We start from the raw sequence: 15,458 nt of genomic DNA, 5'->3' as shown, positions 1-15,458 counted from the left end.
AGTGATCGTGGACAATGCACACACTCTTTCCCCCGCATCCGCGGGGAAAGAGGTCATTTTGATCTCGTCTCCACATCAACTTTTACATGCTCTCTGCGCGCTTCGTTTCGATAGAGAATCCAGGAATATTGCAAGAGAAACCCCGGCCACTCTAGTGCTGTGGTCCTATCAACTGATGGACCACTCGCCGAACTCAAAAAGTCGGCAATTTTTTGATGCCGCACTCAAAAGCTTCCCGTTCATCACCGGAGTGCTGCCATCACTGAAGGAACGTAAAGGACCGCTCTCCGCTTACCGAAAATTGTCAAAACGTGCAGAGTGGCTCAGGGAGTATTTGAACATCACTCCTGGAGAATGTGCCGCGTTTTATTACTCGCACGATGCCAGCTCCGAACATACTGCGCAGGCATTCATGCAGGCTCTATCAGCAAAACGAAATATTTGTTATGGAGACTCCCCTGGCTTTCTCTATCCAAATATAAAGCCCCCTGCGCCGACTTTTGATATCAGCCTTCGCGGGCTGAAGCATTTTTTTTGGTTCACCCGCGTCAACATCGCCGCCGAATGGATTGCAGCAGAGACGGCGTTGACCGTGATCGATTTTGATGACCTGGACCGCACCCTTCCCCACCCTAAGCACACCATCATACCTACCGAAATCCTCGTACAGACGCTCACCACGCTGAAGCAGTTTTTCGCGCCTGTACTCCAGCTTGAACAGGAAATTGGTGCAAGGTCGAAAACAGAACCTACTTGGGTGCTCATCCTCAGCAACTTCACGAGCAGTAAATTGACGAGCGAGTCGGATGAGCTCGAATTGTATGTCCAGATCTGCAGTGAGCACGTATTACCGGGCGGGACAATTTACATTAAAAAGCATGCGGGCACGCCTGCTGTCTTCGTCACGCAGTTATTACGGCGTCTTGAAAACTATAACGCAAAGAAACTTCCTGACAGCCTGGATTGCTTGCCTATTGAGTTTCTAAGTCAAGTACTCGAAACGTGCGGCATTATTTCCGTTTCATCAGCATCAGCGCTGTTGAGTTTATTGCAAGCCCCTAATCTCATTCACGCACTCACTGCAGAAAACATAGACATGTTCTTCAGGCCAGCCCATAAAGAATATATGACCATCGCAAACAAACAAATACTAAAAAAACTACATATGCCACAGCTGCACTTCCCCCAACATCTTAAGAACTAAATAATGCTCCGTCTCAATATAAAAAACGCTACCCTCGCATTTATTACGGTAATGATAGCCTTCACTACTCCAACGCTAGTGATTGCCCAGTCCGAGGAGGCAGACAACTCTACCACCCTCATTGGAAGCGTTCCCTACACCATTAGCAAGCCAGGAAACTATAAGCTGGAACGATCGCTACAGAGCGACCGCAACGGCATTGAAATTCTTGCCAGCAACGTCACCATCGACCTTGATCAACATACAATCAATGGCCCCACTGAAGGTGACAATACCGGATTCGGTATTTTTTCATTCGGCCAAAGTAACATCACCATAAAAAACGGGTTTATTCGCGGCTTTCAGTACGGCGTTTATCTTTCCGGGTTTTCTGACCTCGCCACCCACTCTTCAATGTTGGAAGGGCGCAATCACTTAGTCAACCGTATGGATATTCGCTTTAGCACATTCAGAGGAATTAGGGTTGAGGGCGAGAAGTCGGTGATCTCCGACAATGTGATCTCAGACATCGGCGGGGATACTACCATTGAAAACGCATACGCCATGGGTATCGAAACCTATGGAAAGGATATCCGAATTCAAAACAACAGCATCATGGAAGTAAGAGGCCAAGGGATTCAGGATATAGGTGAGGGCGTAGGGATTTCACTCTCCCGATATGGCGAAGGCAGCGTTGTGGACAATAACAAGGTCGCTAACCGCGAGCTCGAAATAAGCAGCGACTCTCCCGCCTGGCAGAGCAGATCAAGGTCAACTTACGGCATATGGGTAGGTGGCGATGGCATTCAAGATGTTGTCATCAGTAACAACACCGTCAACAACTTTAAACAGGGCATAACGTTCAAGCGATCTGAGTCGGGCTCTTTCTCTGGCAACCGGGTTACCAACGCGTTTATCCCTTATTACCTCCCCGACAATCATGAAAGAACAAGAGTGGTAGATCTAGGAGGCAACACATCGGATGAACAGACTCTTGAATTGAAGCCTGGGAGGGCAACGCCGGGCCAGATCGAAACCGTGGAGCCCCCTTACCTCACCTATCTTTCTCCCCTGCATCGTCATTCCAATCCTGCCTTTCTTCCTCGGCCAAACCCGACCAATGGCGACGATATCATCATTGGAATTGGCGAACGGAACATGGTCGATTATTGGTCCCCAATCGACCCAAGCAAACCCGACAACCCTGTATTCATTGATCTGATGGCAGGACGAGCGACTGGTGGCGGTGGCAACGACCGTCTGATCAACATTCGCGGTGCGCAGGGCTCCCCCTACGACGACATCATCCTCGGCGATGACCACGATAACTTGCTGGCTGGCGGAAGCGGCAACGATCGTATTGAAGGCAGGGAAGGAAATGACTATCTCTACGGCGATGACGGAGATGACGAGCTTTTTGGCGGCCCAGGCGATGATGTTCTCGATGGTGGTGCCGGCAACGATATTCTGTGGGGTGGCCCGGGCGCTGATACTTTCATTTTCTGGAAAGGAAGTGGCGGCGGAGAAACTATCATTGGAGACTTTTCAGGCAGTGCCGGCGAGCAAGATAAAATTGACCTTGCAGGTATTGTAGCGACCTTCGAAGAAGTCATGGATGCGTCGGTACAGATGGGCGACGACCTGCTTATCACGCTTAACGAAGATGACTCAATCTTGCTGCTCAATATAAAGAAAGAAGACCTCTCCCCTACCGACTTCATCTTCTGACATAAACATGCAACTATCAGGCGCTTACCGACAGGTTCGCGCCGCCTTTTTTTATACGCGACGCATAATGACCGCAACTATCAAACCAAGATTCCCCAACAGCGTCTGACGATATACTCCCGAGCCTATAAAACCCCAAAACCGTGCTAATAATCTATTCTTTCTGGCCTTGGTAAAACGCTCAAGAGTCGTTCTGTTTTCCGCTGTAAACCGATGACTGATTACCTGCAACGAAATAATATTGTTATCAATCCAACCCTGATAACGTCCGCGCCACAGTTCCTTTGCACGCTTACTATTGTTAAGAAACCCACGATTGGTACCAATGCAGTTCAAACTGTGCTGACGATAAAGTACTGTGGGTGTCTCATCATAATAAATTCGACCATTACAACCGCTGACAATCATGTATGCCCACCAATCGTGAGATGCCACGGGCACACTATCGCCTGCCTCACGAATCAGATCCATCAAGGCCTGATTGAAAACCATGGTATTTCCACCTGCAATATTTTGAACGAGCGCGTTCTTAAAAGTTGCTGGTTTTAAAAAGAAGGGGGAGAAGCCAATACTTTGACCATGCTCATCAATTAGTTCCGTGCGTGAACAATAAAGGGCCGGCACGGAACTATCACCACTGGCGAGCCACTCTACTGCGATCTGGAGTTTATTCTCATTCCAAATATCGTCCTGATCGCACCATGCATAATAGTCGGCTTTTACGTCGGCGCGACAACTGACAGATAAAAAGTTTCTAGCAAACCCTTTTACTGGACCATCAGTTAGTTCAATACACTCATGCCCCAAGCGCTCAATTTCGGCTGTAACAATGGATTGCGTAGCATCACTCGATCCATCGTCAGAAACATAGACTTTAACGTTCTTATGGGTTTGACGATAAATTGAAGCTATTTGCTCTTCAAGGAAGCGCTCACCATCTCTCGTGCATAATAATACGGCGACAGAAGCAATAGCAGCCAAGCCCACACCATCCATTGGTAAGTCATTGGAATCTAAACCCTTTGAAACCCTGTCTACAGTCACGTTTCGTAAATCCCCTAAATCTAAGTATCAGTTCCGATAGCAATAAAAATTAGCGCCTCACAAAACGAGAGTACTTTCGAGCTAGTTTTCGGCGTTAAAGCCAGCGCCGCCATCCATACAAAGCGCCACTATCGCATATCAGAAAAATCTGATCTCGAATTGGTATTTTCCACGCCAACTGTAGGATTGTCTATCCTACTTCGAGTAAAAATCGACTTTCTAACACATTTCAAATTGCCACTAGTCAAATGCTTATCAGCTGTCGCGCAGAAAATACCTGGCAGATACGGCAGCAGATCTTGTTAGACGAAACAGCATCCGCCTTCAAAAATTTTATGAATTGAATCCGAATGATATTTTTGGGTTCCCTGTAAATGAGAGTTCCGTCCAGCATTCATTGATATCTGCCTCAAAAATACAATTTTCAAAATGTAAAAAGCGCTCTAATACACGCCTGATGACTGGTTTTGAAGATCCTGGAGTTCGCAATGCCCCATGAAGGCAACCTGTTACAAGCAGCCGTGGTGTTCCTGCTCGCGGCCGTGCTGACCGTGCCCCTGGCCAAGCGCCTGCAATTGGGCGCGGTGTTGGGCTATCTGTTTGCTGGTGTGATCATTGGTCCATCGGTGCTGGGCCTGATAGGCAACCCGCAAAGCGTGGCGCAGTTTTCGGAGCTGGGAGTGGTGTTGCTGCTGTTCATCATTGGTCTGGAACTGTCGCCCAAGCGACTGTGGGTGATGCGCAAGGCGGTGTTTGGTGTCGGCCTGGCCCAGGTGCTGTTGACCGGGCTGGTCATGGCCGCAGTGGCGCTCTGGGTATTTGGCCAGGCCTGGAACAGCGCCATCGTGCTGGGCCTGGGCCTGGCGCTGTCGTCCACCGCGTTTGGCCTGCAAAGCCTGGCCGAGCGCAAGGAGCTCAACCAGCCCCACGGCCGGCTGGCGTTTGCCATCCTGCTGTTCCAGGACATCGCGGCGATCCCGCTGATCGCCATGGTGCCGCTGCTGGCCGGCAGCGACCACCCGACCACCGAAGCCCAGGGCGTGCAACACGTCCTGCAGATCCTCGGCAGCATCGCTGTGGTGATCATTGGCGGGCGCTACCTGCTGCGGCCAGTGTTTCGCATCGTCGCCAAGACTGGCCTGCGCGAAGTGTCCACTGCCACCGCGCTGCTGGTAGTGATCGGCACAGCCTGGCTGATGGAACTGGTGGGCGTGTCCATGGCCCTCGGCGCCTTCCTCGCCGGCCTGCTGCTGGCGGATTCGGAATACCGCCACGAACTGGAATCCCAGATCGAACCGTTCAAGGGCCTGTTGCTGGGACTGTTCTTTATCAGCGTGGGCATGGGCGCCAACCTCAGCCTGTTGCTCAGTTCGCCCCTAGTAGTGATCGGCCTGACCCTGCTGCTGATTGGCCTCAAGCTACCGCTGCTGTACGCCGTGGGCCGAATGGTGGGCGACCTCAATCGCGAAAGCGCCCTGCGCCTGGGCGTGGTACTGGCCGCCGGCGGTGAATTCGCCTTCGTGGTGTTCAAGATCGGCCGCGACCAGGGCCTGTTCGAACCCCATCTCTACGACATCCTGGTGCTGACCATCACCCTGTCCATGGCCGTGACGCCGCTGCTGTTGCTGGTGTGCCCGAAGCTGTTCAAGCCCAAGGTCAAGCCGGTGGAAGTGCCCGAGGAGTACCGCGCCATCGAAAGCGATGCGCCGCGTGTGGTCATCGCCGGCATGGGCCGTATGGGCCAGATTGTGGCGCGGATCCTGCGCGCCCAGAACATCTCGTTCATCGCCCTCGACACCTCGGTGGAAACCATCGAACTGACCCGCAGTTTCGGCGGCATGCCGGTGTTCTACGGCGACCCGCAGCGCCCCGAGATCCTGCACGCGGCCAAGGTCGACCAGGCCGAGTTCTTTGTGATCGCCATGGACGACCCGGAGATCAACATCAAGACCGCCGAGCTGGTGCGCACCCTCTACCCGCACATGAAAATCATCGCCCGCGCACGTAACCGCCAGCATGTGCACCGCCTGGTGGACCTGGACGCCTCGCCCGTTCGCGAGACGTTCTACTCCAGCCTGGAAATGAGCCGCCGCACCCTGGTAGGTCTGGGGCTGACCCAAGCCCAAGCTGATGCGCGCATCAACCGGTTCAAGAACCACGACCTGCAAGTACTCGCTGCCCAGCACGCGGTGTACGACGACGCAGCCAAAGTGATGCAGACCGCCCAGGAAGCCCGTACGGAACTGGCGCGGCTGTTTGAGATGGACAGACTTGAGGAAGAGTCCGACAAGGTGTGAGGCTAGCGATGAACGATCTTGCGAATTTTCTGACAGAATACGGCGCAATTTCGTTCATCCCTGGAGCGCTTCATGGCCACTTTCACCAAGACCGCCGCCCTGCTGGCCCTCGCGCTTACCGCCGGCAGCGTATTCGCCGCTGCCAAGCCGACCGTGCAAACCATCTCCACCTTGGGCGGCAAGTTCACCTTCAGCCTGCCCAAGGCCTACACCGCCGACACCCTGCCGTCGGGTAAGGCTGAAGATGGCACTGCCGACACCCAAGGCACGATGTACGCCAACAAGACCACGAAAAGTGTAGTGATCGTCGCCGAAACCGTGCGTAACGACGGGGTTAGCATTAAGGACAACGACCCACAATTCCTCGACGGCGCCGTGGCCGGCTTCGTCAAGGACCAGAGCGCCGCCCTGCCAGACTTCAAAAAACAAAGTGAGAAAAAACTGACTTTCAAGGGCCTAGGCCTCCGCCAGGTAGACAGCACCGCCACCCAAGGCGGCGGTAAAACCTTGAACTCCACATTCCTCGGCGGTTCAGGCAATCACCTGCTGGTGATCCAGGCGATTTCACGGGCCGATGATGCAAAAGGACATGCTGAACTGGTGAAACAAATCACTGGCGGCAAGTAACCAGCAGTCCTGACGACGCCAATCAAAAGTGGAAGGGGCATGCCCCCTCCCACATTTGTTCAACGCGCTCACTTCAAATTCGTTTCCAACCAGGCCTTCAGGTCCTGCACTTCCGTCTCACTGACGGTGTGGTTCATCCCTGGATAGCCATGAAACTCCGGCTTCAACCCCAGCCCCACCAACACCTCATTCGCCCGCGTCGCCGACGCATACGGCAGCGCCTGGTCCAGGGTGCCATGGCCGATAAAGATCGCCAGTTTGTCCAGACGCTCGTCCGGCTTGAGCTCAGCCTTGAGCACCGGCAGCAGGCTGCCACTCAGTGCCGCGATGCCGCGCACCAACTGCGGGTCACGTAAAGCCACCTCATACGTCATGATCGCGCCCTGGCTGAAACCTACCAAAAACACACGATCAGGCTGGGTGTGATACTTGACGGTGGCTTTGCCGACAAAGTCCCTGATCAGCGCAGCGCTGCTCTGCAAATCGGCCGTCACCCCATCGTAATCGCCGTCCCCCGGAGTCTTGGTAAACCAGCGGAAGCCATTGGGCTCCACCGGCATCGGCGCGCGGACCGACAGGTAGGTCCAAGTGGACGGCAGCGCGTCCTTGATCCCGAACAGGTCCTCCTCATTACTGCCGAACCCGTGCAGGAAAATCACCAGCGGCTCGTTGCGCGCATCGCTCTGGGTCTGTTCCAGGTACGCCAGCGGGAAATCGGTGTGCAACTCGGAATCGGCGTGAGCAACGCCAGCCATCAGGGTCAGCGCCAGGGCAAACAGTTTGAGCATGGGAAATGACCTCAGGGTTTGCGCAATAAATAGGTGTCCATGATCCAGCCATTCTCAAGGCGCGCCGCCTTGCGCACCCGCTCAATCTCTTCAGCCACTTCGCTGACTTTGCCGCTGATGAGGATTTCATCAGGCGTGCCCAGGTAGGCGCCCCAGTAAATATCGAGGCCCTGATCCGCCACCGTGCGGTAGGAATCTTCCGCGTCGAGCATGACCACCAGGGTGTCGGCATCGCTGGCCTGCCCCGCCGCCAGCCTGCGTCCCGTGGTGATTTCGACGGACTTGCCGATACGGTTCAGCGCCACCTTATGCTGGGCCGCCAAGGCCTGCACACTGGTGATGCCGGGGATCACTTCAAACTCGAACGTGCACCGGCCAGTGGCCAGGATCGCCTGCAAGATGCGAATGGTGCTGTCGTATAGCGCCGGGTCGCCCCAGGCCAGGAATGCGCCGACTTCGCCGTCGGCCATTTCCTCATTGATCATGCGCTCGAAGGTGGCCTGCTTGTCACGGTTGAGGTCCTGCACAGCGGTGGTGTAGTCGATATCGCCGCGCACACGCTCGGGGCAATCGGCCTCGACAAAGCGGTAGCCGGGCTCGGTGATGTAGGTCTCGCAAATCTCGTGGCGCAGGTCGATCAACTTGTCTTTGCTCTGGCCCTTGTCCATCAAGAAAAACACGTCGGTGCGGTTGAGCGCCTTCACGGCCTGCATCGTGATGTAGTCAGGGTTGCCGGCGCCAATGCCGATGATCAGGATGCGTTTCATGGGTTGCTCTCAGTGCGGGGCGTGGATTTTGCCATGTTCACGCGCCTGGGCGTGAGTTTCCAGGCGCAAGCGCCAGACCTTGTTGAAGCGAAGTTCAGTGGCCGACAACGCTTCGACGTCGATGAGGTAGAACATCGACAGCGGGAACTGCATGACGTACAGCAGTGCGGCGCGGATCACAAAGGGGTGCGTAATGGCGACCACATGGCCGGGTTGGGTTTCGAGGGATTTCATCCACTGCGCGACACGTGTGCAAACGTCATCCACCGACTCGCCGCCATGGGGTGCGCACGTGCTGTCAGTGAGCCAGGTGTTTAACTGATCGCCATTCAGTTGGCTGATGGCCTGGCCTTTCCACTGGCCGAAATCCGCGTCACGCAGGGCGTCTTCGATTCCTGCGTCATCGCCGAACAAGCCGGCTGTCTGCCGTGTACGCACTTCCGGCCCGCACAACAAACGCCGGGGTTTCTTATAACGCCCGGCGAGGGACAGCGCCGCGCCATGCCAATCCATCGCCACCGCCTCGTCGTCCGGAAAACGCCCGCGCTTTTGCAGAGGCGTGGCGGCATGGCAGATGAGTGTCAAACGGGTGGCCTGGATCACGGATTGTTTCAACGACAAGGATTAAGGCCACCAAGACTGGCGCAGTTATCACTGGGGCGCAACGCCTTGTGCCAGATAGAGCACCTGGTAGCCCGTGCCTGGGTGCTCGGCATCCAACGTTTTGGCCGACAGCGTAAACCGCACCAAGCGCCACGCTTGTACGTCCAGCGCGAGGAACACCGCGAACGTGTCGTTGCTATCCGCCAACTGCTGATTCCGTCGTTTCTCATCGGCCAAGATGCCCGCGCGGTCCACGCCAGGCGCCAGCGGCCGTTCCTCCCGATACAGACTCAGCGCGTTCTGCGCCGGGCCACGTTGTACATCCAGCGGCAGCCAACTCTCGATATGCGGACGACCGAAGCTGTCGAGCACTTTCTGGAAACGCTCCCCCAGCAAAAAGTCAGCGGCCTGCAACGGGTCGGCCCACAGGTACACCGAGGAATACACATTGCCGCCAGTCTCCTGGGCGATAAACGCCTTGAACAGCAACCCTTCAGCGTGATCCCACAACGGCCCCAACTGCGTGGCACGTCGGCGAATCACGTTCATGTCGTAATCGGCGGGTAAGCGGTGTGAATACTGTTTGGCGAACATCAGGAAGCTCCCAGGCAAGATGAGGTATCAGCTTGCGCATCCGCGATGATTTCAACAAGATATGAACGAATATAAGTGCGATAAGGATTTGATATGACTGACGCGTTCAAACCTCTGGACATCGACACCGTGCACGCCTTCGTACTGGTGGCCGATTTCGGCAGTTTCACCCGTGCCGCCGAGGCCCTCGACACTTCCCAGGCCGCGATCAGCCTTAAGCTCAAGCGCCTTGAAGAGCGCCTCGGCTATCGTCTGCTTGAGCGCACGCCACGGCATGTGCGGCTGTCGCCCCAGGGCGAGCAGTTCATCGTGGCCGCGCGTGCGCTGCTCAACGCCCATGAACGCGCGCTGGGCGACATGGGCACCCACGCACCGCGTCGCCTGGTGATCGGCATCAGCGACCATGTCGCCGGCCCGGACTTGCCGGCCTGGCTCAGCCGCCTGGCCGCCTATGACCCTTTGGTGATCCTCGAAGTGCGCATCGCCTCCTCCCGCGACCTGGTCGCGGCCTTCGATCGCAACGAGCTGGACGCGGTCATCGTGCGCAACGAGGGCGACCGCCAGGACGGCGAAGTCTTGGTGGTGGAACGCTTTGGCTGGTTCGCCGCGCCCACCTGGCAGCACAGCGCCGGCACGCCACTGCGCATGGCGACCATGGCCGCGCCCTGCGGCGTTCGCCACTTGGCCACACGCGCACTGGATGCGGCGTGCATCGACTGGACCGAAGTATTCGTCGGCGGCGGTGTGATGGCCGTGGGTGCGGCAGTCAGCGCCGGCCTCGGCGTCGCCGCCCTCGCCCACCGCGTGGCACCCGCTGGCGCGGTGGAGGTGAGCGAGCAATATGGGTTGCCGGCGTTGCCCGTCAGTGAAGTGGTGCTTTACAGCCGTATCAGTGACGCACGCTCCAGGGAAACGTTGCGCGCCCTGAGCGCAACCTTTCGTGGTGTGCTGCAACGGTGAAACCAGCCCCGCAATTCCTCTGCTACGGGCCATCTCATTGAACATGTGCAGTCAATCAAACCACTCGCGGCGGCCTTCGAACGTACTGACGATCAACGCCACAATCATCTGCACCGCCTCGGCATCCTGCACCTGTGCATTCACCGCCAGCCACACCTGACGCTGCATGCTCTCGGCCAACAACCCCGGCAAAGCCACAAGCCCTCGGTCGAAGCTGCTCATGTAGTGCGGCAGCAACCCGATGCAGGCGCCGCAGCGGATCATCTCCAGCATCAGCGAATACGCATGCACCTGCACCACGGCGGCCAGGCGCTGCTCCACCACGTGGTTCCATGGCTGCAAGGCCTCGACCTGCGCATCGGGTTGCCATTGCACCAGCATGTAGTCAGCGAGGTCTTCCACGCTGTCCGGGCGCGTGGTCAGCCGCGAGTAGCGCTTGGCAATGTGCGGCAAGTACTGCAGGCGCGCCAGGGCCCTTGGCGGTTCGGTGACAAAGCCCGGGCCGGGCATCGGGCTGTCGCTGTCCGACAGCCACACCACAACATCCACGTCCACCGCTTGCAGGGACAGTTGGCTGTCGATGGAGATGATCTCCAGGCGCACGCTGGCGTTGCGGCGCAGCAAGGCGATCAAATCGCGGCCGAGGATGTCATGCAGGATCGGTTCGGCCACCGCCACGCGGATCAGCGGCTGTTCCACCACCGGCAGGCGTCGTTCATGGGCCAGAGCGATCAGTTGCGCCTGCAATTGCTGGCCGTCCCGACTGAGCACCAGCCCATTGCCCTGGTAACTGAACAACACGTGGCGCAAGTGCTCTTCCAGTTGCGCCAGGCGCTTGCGCAGCAGCGTCGCCTTGATGTTCAGGCTGCGCGCCGCCTGCATAAAGCAGCCGCAGCGCGCGCTCACCAGAAAGTAGCGCGCCACCTCCGGGTCAATCTCATGGGCCAGGGCCAGCCAATGGCTGCGCGGCTCGGCCGCCGCGGGATAGGCGGCGGTGCCCTGAGGGCCGGACGGTTCCAGTAATGCCATTTGAGACTCCCTGTCTTGTTGGTCTGGGCATCCAATGCGGGTGGACGGGTATTACTCCAATACTTTGTTCAACTCGGCGCCGTCGATGCTCAAGGTCGCGGTGTTGAGCATGCCTTCAAGGTAAGCCTTGGCGATCTGCTCTTGACGCTGGGCACGCAGGGCCTGGGTCAGGCGTTCACGCAGCTCATCGAGGCTGGCGGTGCGCGCCGGTTGTTGGCCGATCAACTTCAGTACATGGAACCCCGCCGGGCTCTGCACCACGTCCGACACCGCGCCGACCTTGAGTCGCGACACCGCCTCGCGTACTTGCGGCACCAGTTGCTGCAACGGCTGCATCCCCGAATCACCTCCGCGCGCGGCGCTGTCCGGGTCCTGGGAAAACTGCGTGGCCAAGGCCGCAAAATCGGCTGGCGCGGCCTGGGCCTTGCGGCTCAACTCCTGGGCCTGGCGCCGCACGGCATCGAGGGTTTGCGGGTCATTCACGGCGAGGAAAATCTGGCTCACCCGGTACAACGGCGGCGTCACCCATTGCGCCTTGCCGCTGTCGTAGGCCTGTTGCAATTCGGCGGCGCTGGGGTAATCGGCCGGGACTTTACTGACCGACAACATGTAGTCGCGAAACACGATCTGCTCGGTGGCGGCGCGGGTCTGTTGCTCCACCTCCGGGCGTTGGCGCCAGCCTTGGGCGTCGGCCTGTTCCAGCACGGCTTTTTGCGCCAGACGCGAGCGGATCCAGGTTTCCAAGGCGCCACGGTTGCCACGCAATTGTTCGCGGGACTCAGCCGGCAGGCTGGCGAGTACGTTTTTCAGTTCCGGCAGGTCGATCTGCTGGTTACCCAGGCGCGCAACCGCCGGCCCGGTTGACGCAGGGCTGATCACCGGCGCCGGTTGTTGCGCCGCCACCGGGTCGCTGCCCGGTCGCAGGCTCAACGCCACTGCCACCACCAGCAGGGCCAACGCGCCCGCGCCGACCATCAGTGTCGGCTTTTTCACAGGACAGGCGCCTCTTCCCCAACCGCGGCGGCCTGCAACTGCGCCGCGTGCTGGCTGTATTCACGCAGGTAGACAATGAATTCCTGCAACAGACGGTCCCACAATTCCAACTGACTGCGCAGGTGCGTGGCGCCAACGCCGGCCACCACCACGTCCATTTCCATCAATAGGAATTCACCCTGCACCGACAACCGCGCAAAACGGCGCGAGGCATTCCACACCTGGGCCAAGCCTTCGGGCAATTCGCCCTGGACCCGCAGCGCGCAGCTGTAGGTGAAGTCCACATAGCTGCCCTGCTCGGCCGCCGGGTTGCCGAAACGCACGGCAAAGCCGATGCCCTGGCTGGCGCTGAGCAACTGCACGATGCCGTTCTGTTCGGATTGGTTGACCCGGTAGCCGGCTTCCTGCAACAGCTCGGTGAGGCTCTGGACGCTAACGCTGGTGATCAATTCGCTCATGGTCTGTTCTTCCTTGTCGATCAGTGGGTGACGCCCGCCTGGGGCGCATCAAAACGGCTCTTGTACAAATCGTCGCCAAAACCCTGGGCCAGTTCCTCGAACTTGACCCGCGCGCTGCTGGCGAACGGCTGGCGAATACTCATTACCTCAGCCACATCGATTTTTTCGTAGGCCGCGAGCAACTGCTGGGCCACGCCGTACATTTGTTGATTCTTGACTGAACATTGCTGCACTTGTGTGTCACGTTCGCTCAATTGCGCTTGCAACCGCGCACGCTCGGTTTCCTTGCCCTTGGCCAGCACCAGCAACTCGTCATAGGCCTTCTTGAACTTGCCAATCTGCTCGTTGCTCGCATTCACCTGGGCTTGCGCCTGGCTGTGCAGGCTTTGTTGCTGGCCGGCCAGTTGCTCGGCCAGGCCACGGGTCTTTTCCAGCTCAGCCGTCAACTGCTTGATCTGGGCCTGGGCCTGCTTGGCCTGGGTTTCGGCGGCGATGCGCGCGGCACTGGCCTGGGCCTGCTCGCTTTGCAACGCCTGCAATTGCTGGGTAGTGCTGCGCAGTTGGGTACGCAGGCGTTCCTCCATGCCTTCGGCGCAAGCGCCGCTGGCGACGAACAGCAACAACAGCCCGCAGATTCGCGTGTTCATGTGGCATCTCCCTGCGCATCAAAAGCGCGTGTTGAGTTCCAGTTGCATCACATCCACTTCAAACGGCTGGCCGTAGACTTCGGAGGTGCTCAACCAACGTGCGCTGGCGTAGATGTTCTTTTCGATGCCGTAGTTGGCGCCAATGAAATAGCCCTTGGCATTGGTGCCGCCCAGGTGGAACGAGGAGTCATTGAAGCCGTCGGGCAAGGCGTCGGGTTGGATGTATTTGTAGCCGGCCAGCACGTTCCAATCGCCACGCTTGCGCATCTCCAGCGCGCTGCCGAGGGTGAACGAGACCATCAAGGCATTGCCGCCACTTTCAAACTGGCCGTCGCTGTTGAGGTTGTTGACGATCTGGCCTTCGCTGCGCTTGAGCATTTCGCCCTTGTCGTAGGCCAGGTTGTGAATGAAGTTGCCCTGGCTGCGCAGCTTCAAGTCGCTGGGCAACTCGCTGTCCCAGACCGCGTTGAGGTCCAGCACATTGAACTTGGACGCCAGGCCGACGTATTGCGGCTCCGGCGTGAGGCCGGGTGTGGCCGGGTTAGGCGTGATGTTGCGCAGGTTGAACACGCTGTTGCCCTTTTGCATAAACGCCACCCGCGAGCCATCAGTGTCGCAACCGGGTTGGCCTGCCCACGGTGAGCACGGGCTGGAACGTTCGCCTTCGATGTCCTGGAATTGGTAGTACGCGGCGGCCAGCTTGAGTTTGTTGCTGCGGCTGATCTTCCAGTCCGCGCCGATCTGCCCGCCAAACAGCCATTTGGTCTCGCTGTCCTGCTTGTCGACGCCGTTGCTGCTGGCAGTGTCGGAGGTGTACTCGACCGGGAACGCACCAAGGGTGCCGAACAGGCCCCACTCGCTGTTGAGGCTGTGATTGAAAATCGCCGCCACGCCGTCGAAATTGAGGTCGTTGGAATACATCATGTCAGTGGAATAGAACGGGTTGCCGATACGCCCGCCGGTCAGCGTCACCGCGTCGGAGGCTTTCCAGCTCAGGTAACCCTGGTCGAGCCAGATGTCTTTCTTGCCGAAACCACCGCCCAGGGTCTGGGTGGTGGACACCGGGTTATTGTCCGAACCGGTACCCAGGCGAATGCCGGCGGTCCATTCCGGCGAAATCACCGCTTTCATGCCCAGGCGGGCGCGCAGGCGGAACAGGTTCTCACGGTCCTCGCGGGTATTGAGCAACGGCGGAAAACGCGTATTGGTGCCAGGATTGACGTCATACGGGCCCGAATCGTTGAGCTTGGCGTAGTCGGTGATGGTGTCGTCGTTCTTGCCCGAAAAATACCGAGATTCGTCGCGTAAACGGATATCGCCATCAAAGCTCACCCGTGAGATCCAATCCGGAAAGGTGTTGGGTTGGGCCCAGTTTTCCTGCTTGGCGGTGGCCATGACTTCAGCTTTCACCTGGTCACGGATCTGATCACGCACCGCTTGCGGCACATACTGCACCCGCACATCCCCAGGCGCTGCGGCCGGGCCGCTGGCAACCACCGGCGCCGCATTGGCCTGGCGCGCCTGCAAGGCTTCTTTTTCGGCCTGGGCGATCAGGCCGTTGGCGGTGTCCTGGGTCAGCACGCCCTGCTGCACCAGCAGGCGGATCAGGTTGATGGTGACGTTTTCCGAAGGGGCAACCGGAGCAGCCGCCGCCTGGCCGACCAGGGTCGCGATGACCATGCCAACCGCCAGGGTCAGTCGATTCACGGGGGAAATCATGTGTACGCAACTCCTGTAAAA

15 protein-coding genes are annotated in these 15,458 nt (G+C 58.0%); 5 read left to right on the top strand and 10 right to left on the bottom strand.

Annotation, left to right across the window (positions count from 1 at the left end; genetic code table 11):
* Position 1: 1 nt before the first annotated feature.
* Positions 2-1,204: a hypothetical protein gene (locus LRO94_RS11580; RefSeq protein WP_155989946.1), complete on the top strand. Its 1,203-nt coding sequence runs from the start codon at positions 2-4 to the stop codon at positions 1,202-1,204.
* Positions 1,205-1,207: 3 nt separating this feature from the next.
* On the top strand, positions 1,208-2,911 hold the full coding sequence (locus LRO94_RS11575) for a calcium-binding protein (protein ID WP_050442812.1): 1,704 nt from the start codon (positions 1,208-1,210) through the stop codon (positions 2,909-2,911).
* A gap of 51 nt (positions 2,912-2,962) precedes the next feature.
* On the opposite strand, the gene LRO94_RS11570 is transcribed toward LRO94_RS11575, so the two are convergent.
* Positions 2,963-3,955 (bottom strand): glycosyltransferase family 2 protein, encoded by a 993-nt coding sequence (locus tag LRO94_RS11570; RefSeq protein ID WP_233897005.1) that lies wholly within the window; start codon positions 3,953-3,955, stop codon positions 2,963-2,965.
* Positions 3,956-4,443: 488 nt separating this feature from the next.
* On the opposite strand from LRO94_RS11570, the gene LRO94_RS11565 reads away from it, so the two are divergent.
* Positions 4,444-6,252 carry a monovalent cation:proton antiporter-2 (CPA2) family protein gene (locus LRO94_RS11565; RefSeq protein WP_032885382.1) on the top strand — a complete coding sequence of 603 codons (1,809 nt, stop codon included), beginning with the start codon at positions 4,444-4,446 and terminating at the stop codon, positions 6,250-6,252.
* Between the two features lie 72 nt (positions 6,253-6,324).
* Positions 6,325-6,879, top strand: a complete 555-nt coding sequence (locus LRO94_RS11560; protein WP_032885383.1) for a DcrB/PsbP domain-containing protein — start codon at positions 6,325-6,327, stop codon at positions 6,877-6,879.
* 68 nt (positions 6,880-6,947) lie between these two features.
* Here the strand turns inward: LRO94_RS11560 and LRO94_RS11555 are convergent, their stop codons facing one another.
* Genes LRO94_RS11555 through LRO94_RS11540 form a run of 4 tightly spaced genes read right to left on the bottom strand, consistent with a single transcriptional unit; the run spans position 6,948 to position 9,631 of the window.
* On the bottom strand, positions 6,948-7,667 hold the full coding sequence (locus tag LRO94_RS11555; RefSeq protein WP_179179189.1) for an alpha/beta hydrolase: 720 nt from the start codon (positions 7,665-7,667) through the stop codon (positions 6,948-6,950).
* 11 nt (positions 7,668-7,678) lie between these two features.
* A complete protein-coding gene (gene cobF / locus LRO94_RS11550; protein WP_179179190.1) occupies positions 7,679-8,434 on the bottom strand; it encodes a precorrin-6A synthase (deacetylating) in 756 nt (251 codons plus the stop codon).
* Between the two features lie 9 nt (positions 8,435-8,443).
* Positions 8,444-9,034, bottom strand: coding sequence for a histidine phosphatase family protein (locus tag LRO94_RS11545; RefSeq protein ID WP_179180079.1), 591 nt, complete (start codon positions 9,032-9,034; stop codon positions 8,444-8,446).
* A gap of 51 nt (positions 9,035-9,085) precedes the next feature.
* Positions 9,086-9,631, bottom strand: coding sequence for a DUF4865 family protein (locus LRO94_RS11540; protein ID WP_032885386.1), 546 nt, complete (start codon positions 9,629-9,631; stop codon positions 9,086-9,088).
* Between the two features lie 93 nt (positions 9,632-9,724).
* On the opposite strand from LRO94_RS11540, the gene LRO94_RS11535 reads away from it, so the two are divergent.
* The gene (locus LRO94_RS11535) at positions 9,725-10,591 is read left to right on the top strand and encodes a LysR family transcriptional regulator (RefSeq protein WP_179179191.1); all 867 of its coding nucleotides are present in this window, start codon (positions 9,725-9,727) and stop codon (positions 10,589-10,591) included.
* 51 nt (positions 10,592-10,642) lie between these two features.
* Here the strand turns inward: LRO94_RS11535 and LRO94_RS11530 are convergent, their stop codons facing one another.
* From LRO94_RS11530 to LRO94_RS11510, 5 genes are read right to left on the bottom strand one after another with little or no spacing between them, the layout of a single operon-like run.
* Complete coding sequence (locus LRO94_RS11530; protein ID WP_032885388.1) at positions 10,643-11,620, bottom strand: LysR family transcriptional regulator; 978 nt, start codon at positions 11,618-11,620, stop codon at positions 10,643-10,645.
* 51 nt (positions 11,621-11,671) lie between these two features.
* Positions 11,672-12,613, bottom strand: a complete 942-nt coding sequence (locus LRO94_RS11525) for a peptidylprolyl isomerase (protein WP_032885389.1) — start codon at positions 12,611-12,613, stop codon at positions 11,672-11,674.
* Positions 12,610-13,071, bottom strand: coding sequence for a YbjN domain-containing protein (locus LRO94_RS11520; RefSeq protein ID WP_032885390.1), 462 nt, complete (start codon positions 13,069-13,071; stop codon positions 12,610-12,612). The genes LRO94_RS11525 and LRO94_RS11520 overlap by 4 nt, the downstream gene beginning before the upstream one ends.
* Before the next feature lie 20 nt (positions 13,072-13,091).
* A complete protein-coding gene (locus LRO94_RS11515) occupies positions 13,092-13,718 on the bottom strand; it encodes a DNA repair protein (RefSeq protein WP_095185991.1) in 627 nt (208 codons plus the stop codon).
* Between the two features lie 18 nt (positions 13,719-13,736).
* The gene (locus LRO94_RS11510; RefSeq protein WP_179179192.1) at positions 13,737-15,437 is read right to left on the bottom strand and encodes a putative porin; all 1,701 of its coding nucleotides are present in this window, start codon (positions 15,435-15,437) and stop codon (positions 13,737-13,739) included.
* Positions 15,438-15,458 lie beyond the last annotated feature (21 nt).

This window comes from Pseudomonas sivasensis, assembly GCF_021391435.1.
Lineage (GTDB): Bacteria > Pseudomonadota > Gammaproteobacteria > Pseudomonadales > Pseudomonadaceae > Aquipseudomonas > Aquipseudomonas sivasensis.
The sequence above is the reverse complement of the archived record's forward strand: the minus strand, read 5'-3'. Positions and strand labels throughout refer to the sequence as shown.